This is a genomic window from Piscibacillus halophilus, assembly GCF_900110685.1.
GTDB lineage: Bacteria > Bacillota > Bacilli > Bacillales > Alkalibacillaceae > Piscibacillus > Piscibacillus halophilus.
This window is the reverse complement of record NZ_FOES01000004.1, coordinates 41,210-59,005: the sequence shown is the minus strand read 5'-3', so window position 1 is coordinate 59,005 and position 17,796 is coordinate 41,210. Positions and strand designations below refer to the sequence as shown.

22 protein-coding genes are annotated in these 17,796 nt (G+C 34.5%); 12 read left to right on the top strand and 10 right to left on the bottom strand.

Features of this window, described 5'->3' with window-relative positions:
* Positions 1 to 12 precede the first annotated feature (12 nt).
* From sigK to BMY57_RS03525, 8 genes are all read right to left on the bottom strand, one after another.
* The gene (gene sigK, locus BMY57_RS03560; protein ID WP_091772657.1) at positions 13 to 729 is read right to left on the bottom strand and encodes an RNA polymerase sporulation sigma factor SigK; all 717 of its coding nucleotides are present in this window, start codon (positions 727 to 729) and stop codon (positions 13 to 15) included.
* A gap of 118 nt (positions 730 to 847) precedes the next feature.
* Positions 848 to 1,198: a monovalent cation/H(+) antiporter subunit G gene (gene mnhG, locus BMY57_RS03555; RefSeq protein WP_091772656.1), complete on the bottom strand. Its 351-nt coding sequence runs from the start codon at positions 1,196 to 1,198 to the stop codon at positions 848 to 850.
* The gene (locus BMY57_RS03550; RefSeq protein ID WP_091772655.1) at positions 1,179 to 1,493 is read right to left on the bottom strand and encodes a Na(+)/H(+) antiporter subunit F1; all 315 of its coding nucleotides are present in this window, start codon (positions 1,491 to 1,493) and stop codon (positions 1,179 to 1,181) included. The genes mnhG and BMY57_RS03550 overlap by 20 nt, the downstream gene beginning before the upstream one ends.
* Entirely contained in the window at positions 1,493 to 1,969 is a 477-nt protein-coding gene (locus tag BMY57_RS03545; protein ID WP_091772654.1) for a Na+/H+ antiporter subunit E, read from the bottom strand. The genes BMY57_RS03550 and BMY57_RS03545 overlap by 1 nt, the downstream gene beginning before the upstream one ends.
* A 6-nt stretch (positions 1,970 to 1,975) precedes the next feature.
* Positions 1,976 to 3,466 (bottom strand): Na+/H+ antiporter subunit D, encoded by a 1,491-nt coding sequence (locus BMY57_RS03540; RefSeq protein WP_091772653.1) that lies wholly within the window; start codon positions 3,464 to 3,466, stop codon positions 1,976 to 1,978.
* The gene (locus BMY57_RS03535; RefSeq protein ID WP_091772652.1) at positions 3,459 to 3,797 is read right to left on the bottom strand and encodes a Na(+)/H(+) antiporter subunit C; all 339 of its coding nucleotides are present in this window, start codon (positions 3,795 to 3,797) and stop codon (positions 3,459 to 3,461) included. Before BMY57_RS03535 ends, BMY57_RS03540 begins: the two co-directional genes overlap by 8 nt.
* 1 nt (position 3,798) lies before the next feature.
* Positions 3,799 to 6,135: a Na+/H+ antiporter subunit A gene (locus BMY57_RS03530; protein WP_091772651.1), complete on the bottom strand. Its 2,337-nt coding sequence runs from the start codon at positions 6,133 to 6,135 to the stop codon at positions 3,799 to 3,801.
* A 183-nt stretch (positions 6,136 to 6,318) separates the two neighbouring features.
* Positions 6,319 to 6,459 carry a sporulation histidine kinase inhibitor Sda gene (locus tag BMY57_RS03525; protein WP_091772650.1) on the bottom strand — a complete coding sequence of 47 codons (141 nt, stop codon included), beginning with the start codon at positions 6,457 to 6,459 and terminating at the stop codon, positions 6,319 to 6,321.
* Between the two features lie 350 nt (positions 6,460 to 6,809).
* Between BMY57_RS03525 and BMY57_RS03520 the strand changes: the two genes are divergently transcribed.
* The 8 genes from BMY57_RS03520 to BMY57_RS03485 are packed head-to-tail and all read left to right on the top strand — an operon-like array spanning position 6,810 to position 11,812.
* Positions 6,810 to 7,328 carry a YqeG family HAD IIIA-type phosphatase gene (locus tag BMY57_RS03520; RefSeq protein WP_091772649.1) on the top strand — a complete coding sequence of 173 codons (519 nt, stop codon included), beginning with the start codon at positions 6,810 to 6,812 and terminating at the stop codon, positions 7,326 to 7,328.
* Positions 7,328 to 8,434: a ribosome biogenesis GTPase YqeH gene (gene yqeH, locus BMY57_RS03515; RefSeq protein WP_177176321.1), complete on the top strand. Its 1,107-nt coding sequence runs from the start codon at positions 7,328 to 7,330 to the stop codon at positions 8,432 to 8,434. Before BMY57_RS03520 ends, yqeH begins: the two co-directional genes overlap by 1 nt.
* A gap of 11 nt (positions 8,435 to 8,445) precedes the next feature.
* Positions 8,446 to 9,267 (top strand): shikimate dehydrogenase, encoded by an 822-nt coding sequence (gene aroE / locus BMY57_RS03510; RefSeq protein WP_175614905.1) that lies wholly within the window; start codon positions 8,446 to 8,448, stop codon positions 9,265 to 9,267.
* 1 nt (position 9,268) lies between these two features.
* Positions 9,269 to 9,559 carry a ribosome assembly RNA-binding protein YhbY gene (yhbY, locus tag BMY57_RS03505; protein WP_091772646.1) on the top strand — a complete coding sequence of 97 codons (291 nt, stop codon included), beginning with the start codon at positions 9,269 to 9,271 and terminating at the stop codon, positions 9,557 to 9,559.
* 13 nt (positions 9,560 to 9,572) lie between these two features.
* On the top strand, positions 9,573 to 10,136 hold the full coding sequence (locus tag BMY57_RS03500; protein WP_091772645.1) for a nicotinate-nucleotide adenylyltransferase: 564 nt from the start codon (positions 9,573 to 9,575) through the stop codon (positions 10,134 to 10,136).
* Positions 10,126 to 10,695 (top strand): bis(5'-nucleosyl)-tetraphosphatase (symmetrical) YqeK, encoded by a 570-nt coding sequence (gene yqeK / locus BMY57_RS03495; RefSeq protein WP_091772644.1) that lies wholly within the window; start codon positions 10,126 to 10,128, stop codon positions 10,693 to 10,695. Before BMY57_RS03500 ends, yqeK begins: the two co-directional genes overlap by 11 nt.
* A gap of 17 nt (positions 10,696 to 10,712) precedes the next feature.
* Entirely contained in the window at positions 10,713 to 11,057 is a 345-nt protein-coding gene (gene rsfS / locus BMY57_RS03490; protein WP_091772643.1) for a ribosome silencing factor, read from the top strand.
* 14 nt (positions 11,058 to 11,071) lie between these two features.
* Entirely contained in the window at positions 11,072 to 11,812 is a 741-nt protein-coding gene (locus BMY57_RS03485) for a class I SAM-dependent DNA methyltransferase (RefSeq protein WP_091772642.1), read from the top strand.
* 81 nt (positions 11,813 to 11,893) lie between these two features.
* Here the strand turns inward: BMY57_RS03485 and comER are convergent, their stop codons facing one another.
* Positions 11,894 to 12,724 (bottom strand): late competence protein ComER, encoded by an 831-nt coding sequence (gene comER / locus BMY57_RS03480; RefSeq protein ID WP_091772641.1) that lies wholly within the window; start codon positions 12,722 to 12,724, stop codon positions 11,894 to 11,896.
* 75 nt (positions 12,725 to 12,799) lie between these two features.
* Between comER and BMY57_RS03475 the strand changes: the two genes are divergently transcribed.
* Genes BMY57_RS03475 through BMY57_RS03465 form a run of 3 tightly spaced genes read left to right on the top strand, consistent with a single transcriptional unit; the run spans position 12,800 to position 16,201 of the window.
* On the top strand, positions 12,800 to 13,381 hold the full coding sequence (locus tag BMY57_RS03475) for a helix-hairpin-helix domain-containing protein (RefSeq protein WP_091772640.1): 582 nt from the start codon (positions 12,800 to 12,802) through the stop codon (positions 13,379 to 13,381).
* Between the two features lie 49 nt (positions 13,382 to 13,430).
* Positions 13,431 to 14,000: a ComE operon protein 2 gene (locus tag BMY57_RS03470; protein ID WP_091772639.1), complete on the top strand. Its 570-nt coding sequence runs from the start codon at positions 13,431 to 13,433 to the stop codon at positions 13,998 to 14,000.
* Positions 14,000 to 16,201 (top strand): DNA internalization-related competence protein ComEC/Rec2, encoded by a 2,202-nt coding sequence (locus BMY57_RS03465; protein WP_091772638.1) that lies wholly within the window; start codon positions 14,000 to 14,002, stop codon positions 16,199 to 16,201. The genes BMY57_RS03470 and BMY57_RS03465 overlap by 1 nt, the downstream gene beginning before the upstream one ends.
* Positions 16,202 to 16,279: 78 nt before the next feature.
* On the opposite strand, the gene BMY57_RS03460 is transcribed toward BMY57_RS03465, so the two are convergent.
* On the bottom strand, positions 16,280 to 16,414 hold the full coding sequence (locus BMY57_RS03460; RefSeq protein ID WP_091772637.1) for a YqzM family protein: 135 nt from the start codon (positions 16,412 to 16,414) through the stop codon (positions 16,280 to 16,282).
* Between the two features lie 313 nt (positions 16,415 to 16,727).
* Between BMY57_RS03460 and holA the strand changes: the two genes are divergently transcribed.
* On the top strand, positions 16,728 to 17,756 hold the full coding sequence (gene holA / locus BMY57_RS03455) for a DNA polymerase III subunit delta (RefSeq protein WP_091772636.1): 1,029 nt from the start codon (positions 16,728 to 16,730) through the stop codon (positions 17,754 to 17,756).
* Positions 17,757 to 17,796: the final 40 nt, after the last annotated feature.

Below are 17,796 nucleotides of genomic sequence, written 5' to 3'. Positions count from 1 at the left end.
CTAAATATAGCATTATTCTTGCTGTTCCTTTTTTTGTTCATCCCGGTAAAAGGCGTGAAACATTTTCATAAGAGCTCTTTTTTCAATTCTAGATACATAACTTCGGGAAATTTTTAACTCTTTAGCTATTTCTCTTTGTGTAAGCTCATCTTGTTCGTTTAAACCATAACGTTTAACTATGACCTCTTTCTCTCGCTCATCCAATAGGTTAATGTAACGAAATACTTTGGCAATCTCCATGGAGGTTTGGATTTTTTCAACTAAATCAGGCTGATCGGATTTTAAGATATCAATCAGGCTAATTTCATTACCTTCTTTATCTTGCCCAATAGGGTCATGTAAAGACATATCCTTATTTGACTTTTTAGAAGTCCTTAAGTACATTAGTATTTCATTATCAATACATCTAGCAACATAAGTGGCTAGTTTTGTTCCTCGATTACTTGAAAAACTCTCAACGCCTTTGATTAATCCAATTGTTCCTATCGAAATTAGATCTTCCTGATCTTCCTTGTTGTTTTCGTATTTTTTGGCTATATGAGCTACTAGACGTAAATTATGTTCAATCAATTTATTTCTCGCCTCGACATCACCTTGCTCCCATCGTTTAAGATATTCCTCCTCCTCATCACGACTTAATGGTTGTGGGAAAGCGTTACCTTTTACATAAGAAGCAAAGAAGTAAAGATTTTCAAAAACAATAGACAAAATCTTAAATATTGTGTACATTGAACCAACCCCACATTAAAGATTATAGGTACCCGCCTATATTAAAATGTATGTTGGCGCTTTGGTTTAGTGCGTGTACACATAGAAAAAGTCGACCCGATTTTATGGGTCGACTCGATTAAATCTTAGCTTTATGTTCTTCTTGATCACGTGCCAATTCATCCCTCACACTGTGCTCCCATAATTTCACGCCAGTTTGGTGTGCAGCACGCGAAATCATATGAGCACTTACAGGAGCTGTGATTAGGATAAAGATAATTCCAAGGATCAGCTTTCCGCTAATGATTCCATTTTCAAAATATAAAAATAAGAAAGCACCTAAGAGGACACCAGCTACTCCAAGCGTTGCAGCTTTTGTTGCTGCATGTAATCGTGTATATATATCAGGAAATCTTAATATACCAATTGAACCTGAAATAACAAAAAAGGTGCCGCATAATAATAAAAGACTAATGATTATTTTGTTCAATGATAACACCCTTTTCAATAAATTTCGCAATAGCTATAGTACCAATAAACAGTAATATACCAATTAACAGAACAACATCGTTTAATTTATCGGTGACTAATTGTATTGCTACAAGTCCAGTAATGGCCATCATGTTAACCCCAATTGTATCAATGGCAACAGCTCGGTCAGCATTTGAGGGACCTTTAAATGTTCTAATTAACAATAGTAGAACCGATATGGTAAGAGTTACAAAGCAAATGATCAAAACAACATTTAGCATTTGTTCTCCGAATTGCTCTAATTGATCTTGCATTATCTAGTCACCTCCATGATGGCGCGTTCAAATGAGTTTTTAATTTCATTAATTTCTTCTTCGACATCTGGCATATCCATAGCATGAATATAAATCGTTGTATAATCTTCTGAAACAGATACTGACAATGTTCCAGGAGTTAATGAAATTAAATTAGCTAATAATGTAATCTCCCAATTACTTTTTAATTCTGTTGGTAATGCAAAGATTCCAGGTTGAACATCTAATTTTGGTTGATAAGCAAGTTTAACAATGTTCCAAGTTGATAGGATCAATTCCTTGATAAAAAGTATGATTAGACTGAGAATCTTCCATGCACGTTCAAGATAATAAGCATCTGGTACAAAACGCCTTAGGAAAAATAGTAGTGCCATACCGATTAAGTACCCTGTGAAAAAGGTTAGAAAGTTATAAGACTCATTTAAAAACATCCATAAACCAGCAATGAGGATGTTTAGTATAATTTGTAGCGTCATTTATGATCACCCCTTTAGTACGGCAGAGATATATTCTGTACGGTCTAATAAATAGGTAGAAATCGTGTCGACATAAGGTAATACATATTCTGCACCAACACCTAAGAAAATAGAAATGGCTAGTAGAAAAACTGCAGGAATAGTTAATGCATGAACTTTACGATTGTCGTTTGTCATGCCTTCCATTTTTTCGCCCCAAAACCCTCGAATAAAAATACGAATCATAGATAATAGGATTAAGAGGCTGGATAATAAGGCTACAATCGTTAATAAGAAATATTCTTGACTAAGTGCTCCTCTTAAGAGAAGTAACTTACCAATAAAACCACTGAACGGTGGAACTCCCGCTAAAACGATGGTACCTAAGAAGAATAACCATCCTAGAAGTGGGAACCGTTGAATGACTCCGCTCATTTTCGATAAATCCTTTGTACCTGCTGCGACAACTAAGGCCCCAATTAGAAAGAATAAGGCTGCTTTAACAACCATATCATGCATTAAATAATAGACTGACCCTGCTAAACCATCTTCAGAATATAACCCAATGCCCATTAAGATGAAGCCGATTGCTGGAATGATATTATATGTCACGATTAATTTTACATTATTAGTCGATAAAGCACCGATGACACCAAACAACATCGTAAAAATCGCTAACCAAATAAAAAGTTGTTGGTGAGTAAACGCTGTATCATGTACAAAAATAAGTGTATAAACCCGGAAAATAGAGTAAATACCGATCTTGGTCAATAAAGCACCAAACAAAGCAGAAATAACAGGGTTTGGTACGACATACGAATTTGGTAACCAATAATACAGTGGAAATATAGCGGCCTTAACTGCAAAAACGAAGAATAGTAAGACCCCGATCCCAGTTATAATCCCTTGTTGTTCGGCAGGAATTGCCTCTACCCGTTCAGCAATATGCGCCATATTGACGGTGCCGACAAGAGAATAAATAAACGCAATTGTTGTTACAAACAACATTGATGAAAATAAATTAACAAGTACATATTTTAAAGACTCTCTTAATTGTGCTTTACCGTTCCCTAATACGATTAATCCATAAGAAGCCATTAATAGTACTTCAAAGAAAACGAATAAGTTAAATAGGTCACCTGTTAGAAACGCACCAGAAACACCAGATATTAAAAGAAAGTAGAACGTATAGAAGTAAAACTTCTCTTGTTGATCGGACAACGAGTGTGGTGCATAAAATACAGCTGCTGTTGCGATAATGTACGTCGTTAGTACAAGGAGAATAGATAGGTAGTCAGCAACAATGGATATTCCAAAAGGTGCATCCCATCCACCACCTTGTGTCACAATCACGCCATTATGATAAACCAACCAAGCTATGTATCCGACAATGATTAAAAATATTACCATTAGTGCTTGAGAGAGTTTTCGTACAATATTCAGTTTTGATGGTATAAATGCAACAATGACACTTGCTAGTAAGGGTAATATGATTGGAAGTATAGCTAAGTTATTCATTATTCAGACCTCGCAATTTCTCCATATTGTCTGTGTTGTTAAGTTTGTAAGTTCTATATGCCAGAACTAATAAGAAACTCGTAACACCAAAACTTATAACAATGGAAGTTAAAATTAAAGCTTGAGGTAAGGGGTCTGCATAATTAGAGACCCCATAGTCCTCAACAGGAGGAGCGCCACGTTTTAACTTACCCATTGTAAGGATAAATAGGTGAGCTCCATGTGATATTAATGCTGTACCAATTATGATTCTTAAAAATTGTTTTTGTAATAAATTATATACCCCTGTTGTAAAGAGGATGGATGCTAAAACAATCATGATAATTTCCATATTATTTCGCCCCCTTATCTTGGCGAAGTTTGATCATAGCAAAAATTCCTAATGCGGCACCAAATAGTACGGCCACTTCAAATAATGTATCAATTCCACGGAAATCCACTAAAATGACGTTTACGGCATTATGGCCACCGCCAAGTTCATACGTATTTTCCATGAAGAAGTTTGAAATCGTATCAGCAAAACGACTATTGTAAGCAGTTACGCCAATAACTAACATAAGTACACCATAACCAATCGACACTAATACGTTGGTCCCTTTGTGTACGATTGAATTATTGTTCGTTGTTAAGTTAGGTAAGTGGTAGAAACATAACAAGAATAGCACGACGGTTACAGTTTCTATAATAAGTTGAGTTAGTGCTAAGTCAGGCGCACTGTACATGACAAATAGAATGGCTAGACCGTATCCGACGACTCCTAGAATTAAAATGGCAGCTATTCTATTTCTAGCAACAGTTGTCCCTATCGCTGCAATAGCCATGATAGAAGCTACTATGACTTCTGGTGCGGTGATAGGTGCTAAATCCTGCACCTCAAAATTAAATCCATCTGAAATTAAGATTGCTCCAGCTGTAATCGTAATAATCGCTGTTAAGATCAGAATCATGTACAAACGTAAAGAACCTGTCATATAAGCTGTTGTGATTCGGTTTGAAACAGATTCAATTTTTTCGACCATCCAATCATAAACACGGTTAAAATTAAATCTTCCTGGAATGACTCGATAAATGTGGTGCCACTTATTTTTAGTTAAATAAAGTAAAATACCTGCGGCAACTACAATTAATGACATTTGAAAAGCAGGACTGTCCCAACCGTGCCAAAATTTAATATCCTTTGCGACCTCATCTCCATAAACGGCATCAGCTGAATGGGTAATAAGGGCTTGGTTGAACATGTTCGGGAATAACCCGATGACCATAACACCAATAACTAAAAGCATTGGGGGAACTAACATCATGAATGGCGCTTCATGAGGCTTTTTAGGTAGCTCCGATTCCTTATATTCACCCCTAAACGTTCCGAAAAATAGGTACATGGAATAAACGAAGGTAAAGATACTTCCGACTACAGCAATAATAGGTATAGCGGTGATTAAGCTTTCGATAAATGCACCTGAATAACCACCTAAATCGAGTGCTGACTCAAAGAACATTTCCTTACTGTAGAATCCATTTAAGAATGGTAATGGAACACCTGCCATCGAAAATGTACCGAAGATCGCAAGGGTAGCTGAGATTGGCATGAATGTCATTAAGCCGCCTAACTTACGAATATCACGCGAGCCAGTTTCATGGTCAACTATTCCAGCTACCATAAAGAGACTACCTTTAAACGTCGCATGATTTAAAATATGGAAAACAGCTGCAAACACAGCATATGACGTACCAAATCCTAGCATGGCCATAATCATTCCTAATTGACTGATGGTTGAAAATGCTAGACTACCTTTTAAATCAGTCTGTCTAACAGCCATATACGACGCCCATGCCAGCGTTACAAGACCGAAAATACTTAAAATGATAAAGAATAATGGTACTTCTGAGAAAATAGGTGAAAAACGAGCCATTAAATAAATTCCCGCTTTAACCATGGTGGCAGAGTGTAAATAAGCACTCACTGGTGTTGGAGCTTCCATTGCATCTGGTAGCCAAATATGGAATGGAAATTGAGCAGATTTTGTAAATGCTCCTAGTAATAAAAAGATTAGAATGAATAAGAAATAATCGCTGTTTACGATTAAATCTGCTTGCTCGATCATTCCTCTAATACTTGTTGTTCCAGTTTCAATTGTCAGTAGGATGACCCCACCTAATAAACTAAAACCACCTAATACGGTAATAAGCATTGATTTTAAAGCACCATAACGAGATTTTTCACGGTAGTGCCAGTAACCAATTAAAAGAAATGAAGATAAAGAAGTGAATTCCCAAAAAGTATATAGAACAAAGACATTATCGGATAGTACGACACCTAACATTGAGGACATAAATATGTATAGGTACGTATAGAAATGCCCTAATTGTTCTTCTTTGTTTAAGTAGTAAATGGAATATAAAACAACTAAAGTTCCTATCCCACTGATTAATAAGGCAAATAATAGACTAAGTCCATCTAAATAAAAATCCAAAGCAATGTTTAAAGATGGGATCCAGTCGATTGTCTGCCTGGCCGTTTCAAAATCTGATCCTACAAATTGTAAGAAGTATATAAAGATTAATAATGGAACAGGTAGGATTAACCAGCCGGTGTGAACTTTATGTTTTATCCTACTTAAGAAAGGTATTATGATTGCAAAGATGAGTGGTGCAAATACGGCATAAACCATATGTATGTATTCCATCCTTTCACTATATGTATCTATCTCTAAACGTACAGTAATATTATAACGATTTTCAATCCTTAATGAAAAGAAAAACCCCCCTTATTTCAAATTATAAAAAAACTGACACATTTTCATGTGCCAGTTTTCACGCTATCTTCATATTTATATGTTTTATTATTGGGTAGTTTATGAGGACTCTTTTAAATATTGATATAAGCCTCGTCTAATAAGCTCCTCCTCGATCAATTTTATGAAGTCGTGATTTAATTCTAGTTTACGTGCTTTTTTGTACGATTCTACTAACAATTGATCAGATAATTGTTCCATAATCGCCCTCGCCGAACCGGCTTGCACCTCCTTGAAAGTCGTCCACCTTGTAACAGTTATTATCCTACCATTAAACAAAATTTTGGACAACTTAATAAAGCTGTTGATAACTTGTGTATAAACTGTTCATATTTACCGAAGATAACCTTAAGAATATTGTTAAATAGCTGTGTATAATGTTGATAATTTTATCCACAAGTTGAATTTTGGAGTTATTTGTCGAACGATTTTTGGCATATTGTAATCATTATGTACTAGAAAAAATTACATATTAGCAAAATTTTCTTTGAAACATGAGGTTGAATTGTATATGATGAAGGTTAGTTAAAGATTAGTTGAGGTGAATGTCGTTGTTAAAACTGTTTTTACCAGATGACCATGTACAAACAGTGTTAGAAATTACTCCAGAATTTTTAAATGAAAAAGGAATTAAAGGCGTTATTACTGATTTAGATAATACATTAGTAGCTTGGAATCAGCCGGAGGCGACTCCTGAAGTGATTGAATGGTTTCGACAACTCAGAAGTGAAGGAATCCAAGTGACGATTATTTCGAATAACACAGAAGATCGAGTTTCATTTTTTTCAAAACCTTTAGATATTCCATTTATATCAAAAGCGAAAAAGCCGATGCAAACAGCTTTTAATCGTGCTAAAACTGAAATGAATTTACCTGATGAAAAGATTGTTGTCGTTGGAGATCAGTTGTTGACGGATGTTTTTGGTGGGAATCGCGCTAATTTACATACGGTTTTAGTTGTCCCTGTTGTTCATACAGATGGATTTTTTACGCGATTTAATCGAAAAATCGAGCGCCGTCTACTACAATATTTTAAGAAGACAGGTAAATTAAATTGGGAGGATAAATAATGGAAGAGTTGTATTGTCAGGGCTGTGGTGCAAAAATTCAAACTGAAGATGAAAATAAAGTAGGGTATGCACCAAAATCAGCTTTGCAACGTGAAGAAATCGTGTGTAAGCGTTGTTTTCGTTTGAAGCATTACAATGAAGTTCAAGATGTGGATATGACAGCCGATGATTTCTTAAATATGTTACATGACATAGGTCAAAGAGATGGTTTGATTGTAAAAGTCGTGGATTTATTTGATGTTCATGGTAGTTTTATACAAGGTTTAAATAATTTTGTAGGTCATAATCCTATAGTCCTGGTAGGAAATAAGGTCGATTTATTACCTAAATCGACAAATTTAAACAAAGTTAAAAATTGGATGAGACGTGTAGCAAAAGACTTTGGATTGCAGGTTAAGGAAGTCTTTTTAGTAAGTGCTGTCGATGGAAGTGGAATGGATGAAACAGCTTTCGAACTCGAACGTCTAAGAGAAGGAAAAGATATATTTGTTGTAGGAAGTACAAATGTTGGAAAATCAACGTTAATTAATTATTTCATTCAAAATTCTACAGATGAAAAAGATGTCATCACAACATCTTATTTTCCGGGTACGACGTTAGGGTTTATTGAAATCCCATTGGATGATCGATCAGACATGATTGATACACCAGGAATAATTAATCATCACCAAATGTCACATTATTTATCGAAAAATGATTTGAAGATTGTTACACCTAAGAAAGAAATTAAACCGAAAGTTTTCCAATTAAATCAAGGTCAAACGTTATTTATCGGAGGTTTGGCGAGATTTGATATTGAACAAGCTTCAGAAAAAATTGGATATGTTTGCTATTTTTCTAACGACTTAAGTATTCATCGAACTAAACAAGAGAAAGCGGATCAATTATACAAGGAACATCTTGGGGAATTGTTATCTCCTCCAACCAATGACACGCTAAATAATTGGCCAGAGCTTGTGAAGGAAACATTTAGGATTACATCTAATAATAAAACAGATGTTGTATTTTCTGGCCTTGGCTGGATTACAGTACCAAAAGGCGGTGTCACAATCTCGGCATATGTTCCAAAAGGAGTTCGTGTGATTATTCGCGAGGCTATTATTTAGGGGGATTATACGTGTATCACTTTGGATTAGTTGGTCATCCGGTCAATCATTCTCAATCACCTAGCATTCATCAAGAATTTCTAAAATTCATCAATGTTGAGGGCACTTATGAATTATATGACGTTAAAGAGGATGAACTAGAGGCTTTGATTAGGGATTTAAAGCGATCAGGGATTGACGGATTCAATGTGACGGTTCCTTACAAAGAAAAGGTTATTCCTTACTTAGACCATCTTGATGAACAAGCTAAAAAATTAAAATCAGTTAACACGATTAAAAGAAACGGAAATCAACTTATCGGGTATAATACAGATGGAGTGGGTTTTTGTGAATCGTTAAAACAAGCATCCCCCTCCTTTTATGAACAATTAAATAAAAAATCCGTGTTATTACTGGGAGCAGGCGGAGCAGCTAAAGGGATTTATTATAGCTTACAAACAAGAGACCCGCTACGATTAGATGTGGCAAATCGTACCCAACTTAAAGCTCAAGAAATTACATCATCATATACTAATAGTTGTTCTTTAACACTTCAAGAGGCAGAACGATATTTAAATCAATATGACTTAGTGATTCAAACAACAACTGTGGGTATGGTACCGAATGAATCTGAACAAATCATATCACTACACAATTTAGCAAAAGATACAATTGTTTGTGATATTGTTTATAAACCTATGTGGACTCGTTTTTTAGTTGATGGTCAAAAACAAGGTGGCCAATTACTATTTGGTGAAGAAATGCTTTGGCATCAAGCAGCAAAAGCTTTTAAAATATGGACTGGCTATTCAGTTGAAAAGTCCATTAAAACTAACATAGAAGGGCGTGCATAATTTGTTAACAGGCAAGCAAAAGCGTTTTTTAAGAAAAGAAGCGCATTACCTAAATCCAATCTTCCAAGTAGGAAAAGATGGGGTCAATGAGAATATGATTCATCAAATTGAAGATGCATTAGAAAAAAGAGAACTGATTAAAGTCAGTATACTTCAAAATTGCTTTGAAGATAAACATTCGGTCGCAGAACAGTTAGTTGAAGGAGCTGGAGCTGAATTGGTCCAGATTATTGGTAATATCATTGTCCTGTATAAAGAGTCAGAAGAAAACAAGACTTTAGAGTTACCATAAAAGGGTGCATGACATGAAAAAAATAGGTTTATTCGGTGGCACATTTGATCCGCCACATATTGGTCACTTAAAGCTGGCAAAATCGGTTCTTCAAACATTAGAGTTAGATGAAATCTGGTTTATTCCTACCTATGAACCACCGCATAAAAGTGATGCAATAGCTAAACCAGAACAACGACTCGATATGTTGAATCTCATGTTAGAAGAAGAACCTAATTTTAAAATATCAACGATTGAATATGAAATAAAAGGAAAGTCTTATACGTATGAAACGGTTAAACATTTAAGGAAACAATACCCTCAAACGTTCTTTTATTTTATTATTGGTGGGGATATGATTGAGGATCTCCCGAAATGGTATAACATTGAAGAATTAAAAAGAATGGTTCAGTTTGTAGGTGTCAATCGAAAAGGGTATTCTGAATACAATTATCGAGATGTTTTAATGGTTAATATGGAAGAAGTACCGGTTTCCTCAACCGCTATTAGAGAAGATTTAAAAAATAGAAAAGAGCCTCAAGGGCTTACTAAAGATGTTTTACATTATATAAGGGAGAATGGACTTTATGAAAATTGAAGAGGCATTAGCTGAATCTAAAAAAGTACTGACTCAAAAGCGTTATGAACACGTTGAACGAGTGACAGATACAGCTATATACCTTGCTCAAAAGTTCAATGGAGATGAATATAAAGTCGGTCTAGCTGCAGCACTGCATGATTATGCCAAAGATATGAAACCTGAATTATTAAAACATTGGATCATCCAGGATGTAGGCTTACCAAAGGATTTATTACATTATCATTTAGAGCTTTGGCATGGTCCAGTTGGTGCAAAAATGGCACACCATTTTTTTAGAATTGATGATGAAGAAGTATTAGAGGCCATTCGTTACCATACGACAGGTAAGCAGCATATGGGCTTAACAGAAAAGCTTGTTTTTGTAGCTGATTATATTGAACCTGGCAGGGATTTTCCAGCAGTAAAAGAAGCTCGAAAAATTGCTGAAGAAGATTTAGATTTGGCTTGTCATTATGCTTTAGAAAATTCAATACAATTTTTAATTAGTAAAAAGCAGCCAATCTACCCCGATACATTTATCGCTTATAATGATTTTACTAAGAAATTGTCAAATTAAGTACTGGAGGTTAATCTATGGATAGTGAACAGTTATTAGAAATTGCAGCAAAAGCATGTGACGATAAACGCGCTGAAAATATAGTAGCTTTAGACATGAGAGAAGTATCCTTAATTGCAGATTATTTCTTAATTTGTCATGGTACCAATGAACGTCAAGTTGATGCTATAAGTAAAGGTATAAAAGATGCTGTAGAAGAATTCGGATATCAAGTTAAGAAAATTGAAGGTCGAGATCAATCCCGATGGGTGCTAGTTGATCTAGAACATGTTGTCGTTCATATTTTCCATAAAGATGAGCGAGATTATTATAATTTAGAAAAATTATGGGGCGATGCCAATCGCATTCAATTAACTCTTTAATTAGGTGTTGCTAAATGTATAAGAAAATGGCAGACGTATATGATGATCTTATGAATGATGCCCCTTATGATGAATGGCTTCACTTCATCAATTTTTTAACACCAACATCTAACATAAAAATACTTGACATGGGATGTGGAACTGGAGAAATAGCCATTAGGTTGGGAAATCAAGGGTATGAAGTTAAAGCTTTTGACCTGTCCGAAGACATGATAAAAGTAGCCGCATCAAAAGTGAGAAGTCAGAGTGTGACTTTCTTTCAAAATGATATTAGAACATTTAATCTAAACGAAACTTTCGATTTAATCATTAGTTTTTGCGATGTAATCAATTACGTTACGAATAAAAACGAACTAATGGATGTTTTTTCTCGGGCTTATCAACATTTAGATGAACGTGGAGTCTTTAGTTTTGATGTTCATAGTGAATCGTATATAGATTGGTTAGTTGAACAAGAGATCTTCTCAGCTATTGAAAATGATGTGAGTTATGTATGGTTTACAGAACCTGGAAGTCAAGCTGGTAGTATCGAACATGATTTAACGTTTTTTGTTAAACAAGAAAATGGTTTATACAAAAGACATGATGAACGTCACCATCAACGAACATTTGCAATCAGTGAATATGTTGATATGTTAAAGGAAGCGGGTTTTAATAAGATAAAAACCTATTACGATTTTTCTCAGAAAGAAATAACATCAACTGAAGAATCTCATGATGTTGATCGTGTATTTTTTGTTTGTCATAAAGAATAAAAGCTGGTGATTTTTCATTTTCACCAGCTTTTTTACTTGAAATTTTTTTAATTTTAAATAAAATATTATTCATAAACATCTTTAAGGATTCATTTCATTAACTAAATGATCAATGTGTTCTTTCTCTGTATAAAATTTATCATGCGTGGCGTCAAAAACATGGTCAAATACATTGATAAATGAATCTTCTAAAGCCACCATACCTTCCCCGGTTATACCACCTTTTACCATTACTTTTTCTTTTAGTGAGGAGAAGTCATAAATGTTTTCCTTGAATAATTTACCATAACCAATAACCATCTGCTCAACCAATGTAGTCGCTTGTTCTTTTGGTAAACCAGTTTTCCGAATGGCTGATTGAATCATTTCTTCCAGTATATAACTTAAGAACGCGGGGCCACAAGATACAATATCAGAAGCGATCCTTACGTGTTCTTCTTCAACTTCTACTGGCGTGGAAAAATGTTTACATGTCTGAAGGATGATTTCCTTTTTATCTGATTTAATGTGTTGCGGGAATGTAAGTAATGTTACTCCACTTAATGCCCTGTTTGTTATACTTGGAATCATTCTTGCCACTGTACAAGGTAATATACTTTCTAAATGTTCAACTGACACAGAACTCGTAATGGATACAATAGTTTGTTCTTCAGATACCTCATCTTTTAATTTAGTTGCAATTTCAATGATTTCCTTCGGCTTCGCGCATAAAAAAATGATATCACATTCACTTACAATTGAATCTACCGTTTGAACGACGTGTACATTTTGGTATTGGCGTTTTAAAGCATATGCTTTCATAAAAGTCCTATTATATAAATAGAGATCGTGCTGATCAACTGCATGACTGGAGGTAAGGGCATGTAATAACACCTGGCCCATGTTTCCTGTACCGATTATTCCCCACTTCATGATTAACCCCCCTTTGTGAACAAATCGAACCTAAATACTAACTCATCAATATGTATATGAAAGAAGGTTTAAATCATGCCAATTAATAAGTTTTGGTATATTATTCCTGTTGCTGTGGTATTACTGGTTATTTGGTTTTGGTCGAGTGAAAAAGATGATGGGCTGATTGAAGAAGTTGACGAAATCGAAAGTTCCGAACTAAATCAGTCAGACTCAGATCAAAGAAATGAAACTTCAAACGTCATAATGGTTGATGTAAAGGGAGAAGTTGAAAGGCCTGGTGTATACGAAATGAGGGAAGGTCAGCGCGTCATTGATGTAATTGAGCAAGCAGGTGGTTTAACGTCAAGTGCTGATCAAACTAGCGTAAATTTAGCTATGTTACTAGCAGATGAAATGGTTATTTACGTGGCTACAATCAACGATCAACAGCCTCAACAAGTAGAGACGATGAACGAATCAAACAAAATAAGAATCAATGTGGCAGATATTGATGAATTAACCCAAATTCCGGGTATAGGTGAGCAAAAAGCGAAGGCGATTATTCAATATAGAGAGGAACATGGATATTTTAATTCAGCAGAAGATTTATTAAACATTAGTGGGATAGGGAAAAAAACTTTAGAAAGAATACAAGAATTTATTATGGTACCTTAGAAGATATCATTTATAATGGTATTTAAAAGTGTAAATAGGAGGGCGTTTCATGGAACGAATATCTTGGGATCAATATTTTATGTCACAGAGCCATTTATTAGCGCTTAGAAGTACATGTGAACGTTTATCTGTAGGGGCTACAATTGTTCGAGATAAACGAGTGATTGCGGGGGGATACAACGGAAGTGTTTCAGGCAGTGTTCATTGCATAGATGAAGGTTGTAAAGTCATAGATGGGCATTGTGTTAGAACCATTCATGCTGAAGAAAATGCAATTTTGCAATGTGCTAAATTCGGTGTACCTACTGAAGGTGCTGAAATATATGTCACACATTTTCCGTGTCTAAATTGTACTAAGACCATTATTCAAAGCGGGATTAAAAAGATTTATTATGCTCATGATTATAAAAATCACGCCTATGCTCTTGAATTACTTGAAGAAGCAGAGGTGGAAGTTGAACAAGTGGAATTAGATTATTTACATATTGATACAAATACGAAAGACAAGCTTTATTTTATCTCACAATTGCTTCAAAAATTAGAAGAGAACGGAACGAATCATGAAGAATTAAAACAATTAACACAAGAGGCCAATCGGTTATTTAGTAACGTGGAATAATGAAAGGCAATTGGTTTATTTTGAGCCTAACCTTTATGTTAGGCTACCTTCCTTTAGGTGTAGGGGTATTAATGTTTACTCTTTTATGTTTGGTTTGGAAAAAGAAAGTTATTAATAACCCCTACCTCTTCCTAATGGCTTCGTTCAGTTTTCTTCTTTCCTTAATCATTTCTCCAAATTTAGACTATGCAGTAGAGGATTATGGTTATTATGAAGGGGCGGTAAAGGTCATTTCCGATCCTGAAATTGATGGAGAGCAACTTAAATTTATTGGCCAAATGGAGCGCCAAAAAGTTTATTTTTATTCAAACGAACCTAATGTAAACCCTCATCACGGATCGTCGTGTATAGTCAAAAGTTATATTCAAACTCCTAATGCAGCCACGAACCCTGGACAATTTAATTATCAACAATACTTAGCTAATCAAGGTATTTTATATGTCAGTTTTGACACTGAAATATTGAAATGCCAAGGTCGTTCATTCCTATCACATTTTTTTGAATGGCGTTATGTGATTCAACAGAATATAATCAATCAAATTTCAGAACAAAGTTATGCGTGGATTAATGCGTTATTATTCGGTCAAAGAGAAGGTCTTCCTAATGATATCATTAAATCTTTTCAATATTGGGGTCTTTCTCATCTGTTAGCGATCTCCGGGTTACATGTTGGTATATTTTTAGGGCTTTGTTATGTGGTTTTGTCCAAATGGACACGACTTACCATTGAACAATCAAAATGGTTAATATTAGTCATAATTCCTATTTATATCATTATCGCTGGCGCTCAACCACCCGTTTTGCGAGCAGGATTAATGGCCATATTTGTCATAGTATTAAGCTTTATGAAACAATCAAAACTAGATGTCACCGACATATTATCGATTGTTTTTATGGTATTGCTTATAGTAGACCCTTATTTAATGTACCAATTATCTTTTCAATTTTCTTTTGCTGTTACATTTGCATTGATTTTATCAAGAAAGCTTCTGAAAAATGGTTCTTGGTTGATGATCTCATTAAAAGTAAGCCTCATTAGTCAACTCGTTATCCTTCCACTACAGTTTTATTATTTTTATTTCACAAATGTGCTTTCGTTTGCTATGAACTTAATATATGTACCTTATTTTTCAATACTTGTACTTCCGTTTTTGTTATCCATTACTCTTAGTGTGTTCATTTTCCCTGATAAGGTTGTAGCCTTTTTAGATTATGCTTTTATTATGATTCATGAAAAAATGATGAAGGTTATTTTATTGATTGGAGAACCAAGCTTTGCGCAGTGGGTAGTTGGGCAACCAAACTTAGTAATCATGGTGGTTTACGGCATACTCTTTCTGTGGTTTATGTATAGTTGGGAAGCAGGGTATTTAAAAAGAGCTGGAGTTATCTCAATATTGATGGTTGGATTATGGTATATCCAATTAGGGAGCCATTATATAGATAAAAGCTTAAAAATTACGGTTTTAGACGTCGGCCAAGCCGAGTCGATTGTTATAGAATTGCCTAATCGAAGTGGCATTTATGTTGTAGATGTCGGTGAAGAAATTCGTTTTAATTCAGGTCATGAACATAAAAATTTCAACGATATCATAAAACCTTATTTATGGTCTAAAGGAATCTCGAGAATAGATGGAATCATAATTAGTCATTATGACACCGACCATGCTGGATCTTTAAAACAAATAATTAATCACTTTCAACCCAAACTTATAATCAGTCACCCATTTCAATCGCTCGAACTTTCTAAACTCGTCACTATACAAGAAGGGATGCAAATTTCACATGGCGATGTTCAAATGAAGTTTTTATCACCAAACTTTGATGATGAGAATCACGATGAAAATAATCGTTCATTAGTCTTCATTCTGAAATATGATGATTTTGATATGTTGTTTACAGGTGATATTACAAATGAAATCGAAGAACGAATTGCCCAAAAGTATCGATTAGACCTTGATGTGTTAAAAGTAGCTCATCATGGTAGTAATACGTCAACTAGTGAAACTCTTCTTAAAGAAACAAACCCTCATATGGCTATAATATCTGTAGGAGATCAGAATCGTTATGGTCATCCTGATCCAGAAGTATTAGAACGATTAACTAATGAAGGTATTCGAATATTGAGGACAGATGAGGATGGTTCTATTTCAATAAAATATGTGGATGGACATAGCACATTAAAGAGGTTTAATCCATAACTTATATTAGAGTATTAAAAAAGACTGTATCTTTATTGATACAGTCTCTTTAATTTCGTTGTCACTCTTATCTCTTTATTAAGAACCAACCACTTTGAAAATTGTTCCAATAAAGAAAATGACGAAGAAGAAAATGAATGACAAACTGAAACCTTTGATGGAATCGACAACATCATTATTTTTGGATTGTACATCTTTTTCAAATTCGTTCACGAATATCCCTCCTACGCTACATTTTAGTATAATTCATCTGCTTTAAAAAATCTATCACTTTTTATTCATTTCAAAAATCTGTAGAAATTTAATGAACTGTTAAGAGTTAACAGCAATATTATAGCTTATTACGCACAAAATAACTATACAACAAACGCCGCTAAAAATAAAAATTCCCGGGATTTTATTTTTGGCGTTTATATAGATATTGGGGGGAACGGAATTTGTTCCCCTCTTTATATGTTGAAAATTCACTTGTCATCTGTACGCCTTCATTATACGATTAAAATGGCATAGAAAGGTGTGGAATGAGATGCATGCACAAGAATTTATTCAGAGTAAATCCCATCAACTGGTTCCTATTTATGTATTATATGGAGAGGAATCCTACTTTATACAAGAAGTCAAAAAGCGAATCGAAAACCAAATTAAAAAACAAGACCCTGAATTTGATCGAAATACATATGACATGGAAACCTTACCAATACAAGAAGCCATTCATGACGCGGAGACATTTCCGTTCTTTAGTGAACATAAATTAGTTGAAGTTCAACGTGCTTATTTTTTGACTGGACAAAAAGTAAAGAGTGACATTGAACATCAAATAGACGTATTAGAAGAGTTTGCGCATAATCCAGTTGAGTTTACGACGTTAATAATCGTTGTTCCTTATGAAAAGATGGACCAGCGTAAAAAAATTGTAAAAACGTTAAAGAATTGTGCAACTTTTATTGAGTGTAGTTCGCCTAAAGCTTATGAAATGGGACAAGTTATCAGGAATCTTGCGGAAAGTAAAGGAATGAGCCTTAGTGAAGAACTTATTGAACTAATTGCAGAACGAGTTGGCGAGCATATTGAAGCTGTTCAGCATGAGTTAGACAAATTAAATCTGTATTTCAACGATCAACCGATTTCATTGGAAGAAGCAAAAGAAATTATATCAATCCACGCTAAGGCGAATACATTTAATTTAATTGATCATTTAGTGGAATTTAAAGTGGGGCCAGCTATACAATTATTAAAAGAATTGAAAAAGCAAAACGAAGAACCAATTGGATTATTAGCACTCATTAGTTCACAAATTAGAATTATTCTACAAGTAAAATTGCTAAAACAAAAAGGGTATCAACAGCAACAAATAGCAAAACAACTTCAGGTTCACCCTTACGCAGTTAAAATGGCATTAAAAAGAGAGAGACGTTTTACAGATCGTGGCTTAAAAGATATGTTAATGGAAGCGGCGATAACAGATGAGAAAATGAAAACAGGAAAAATTGAACAATGGTTAGCTCTTGAATTGTTTTTACAGAGAGTTGTCCAACGTTTAAAAGAGGTAAGTTAAATTTAAAAGTATTAAAAAATCCATTTCTTTATGAAATGGA

Coding starts and splice junctions, on each gene's coding strand:
- BMY57_RS03530 (WP_091772651.1), bottom strand. CDS start 6,135: ATGGTTTATGCCGTATTTGCACCACTCATCTTTGCAATCATAATACCT.
- BMY57_RS03540 (WP_091772653.1), bottom strand. CDS start 3,466: ATGAATAACTTAGCTATACTTCCAATCATATTACCCTTACTAGCAAGT.
- BMY57_RS03550 (WP_091772655.1), bottom strand. CDS start 1,493: ATGCAAGATCAATTAGAGCAATTCGGAGAACAAATGCTAAATGTTGTT.
- BMY57_RS03475 (WP_091772640.1), top strand. CDS start 12,800: ATGCCAATTAATAAGTTTTGGTATATTATTCCTGTTGCTGTGGTATTA.
- BMY57_RS03485 (WP_091772642.1), top strand. CDS start 11,072: ATGTATAAGAAAATGGCAGACGTATATGATGATCTTATGAATGATGCC.
- comER (WP_091772641.1), bottom strand. CDS start 12,724: ATGAAGTGGGGAATAATCGGTACAGGAAACATGGGCCAGGTGTTATTA.
- BMY57_RS03525 (WP_091772650.1), bottom strand. CDS start 6,459: ATGGAACAATTATCTGATCAATTGTTAGTAGAATCGTACAAAAAAGCA.
- BMY57_RS03500 (WP_091772645.1), top strand. CDS start 9,573: ATGAAAAAAATAGGTTTATTCGGTGGCACATTTGATCCGCCACATATT.
- BMY57_RS03535 (WP_091772652.1), bottom strand. CDS start 3,797: ATGGAAATTATCATGATTGTTTTAGCATCCATCCTCTTTACAACAGGG.
- BMY57_RS03545 (WP_091772654.1), bottom strand. CDS start 1,969: ATGACGCTACAAATTATACTAAACATCCTCATTGCTGGTTTATGGATG.
- yqeK (WP_091772644.1), top strand. CDS start 10,126: ATGAAAATTGAAGAGGCATTAGCTGAATCTAAAAAAGTACTGACTCAA.
- BMY57_RS03465 (WP_091772638.1), top strand. CDS start 14,000: ATGAAAGGCAATTGGTTTATTTTGAGCCTAACCTTTATGTTAGGCTAC.
- rsfS (WP_091772643.1), top strand. CDS start 10,713: ATGGATAGTGAACAGTTATTAGAAATTGCAGCAAAAGCATGTGACGAT.
- holA (WP_091772636.1), top strand. CDS start 16,728: ATGCATGCACAAGAATTTATTCAGAGTAAATCCCATCAACTGGTTCCT.
- sigK (WP_091772657.1), bottom strand. CDS start 729: ATGTACACAATATTTAAGATTTTGTCTATTGTTTTTGAAAATCTTTAC.
- BMY57_RS03470 (WP_091772639.1), top strand. CDS start 13,431: ATGGAACGAATATCTTGGGATCAATATTTTATGTCACAGAGCCATTTA.
- yqeH (WP_177176321.1), top strand. CDS start 7,328: ATGGAAGAGTTGTATTGTCAGGGCTGTGGTGCAAAAATTCAAACTGAA.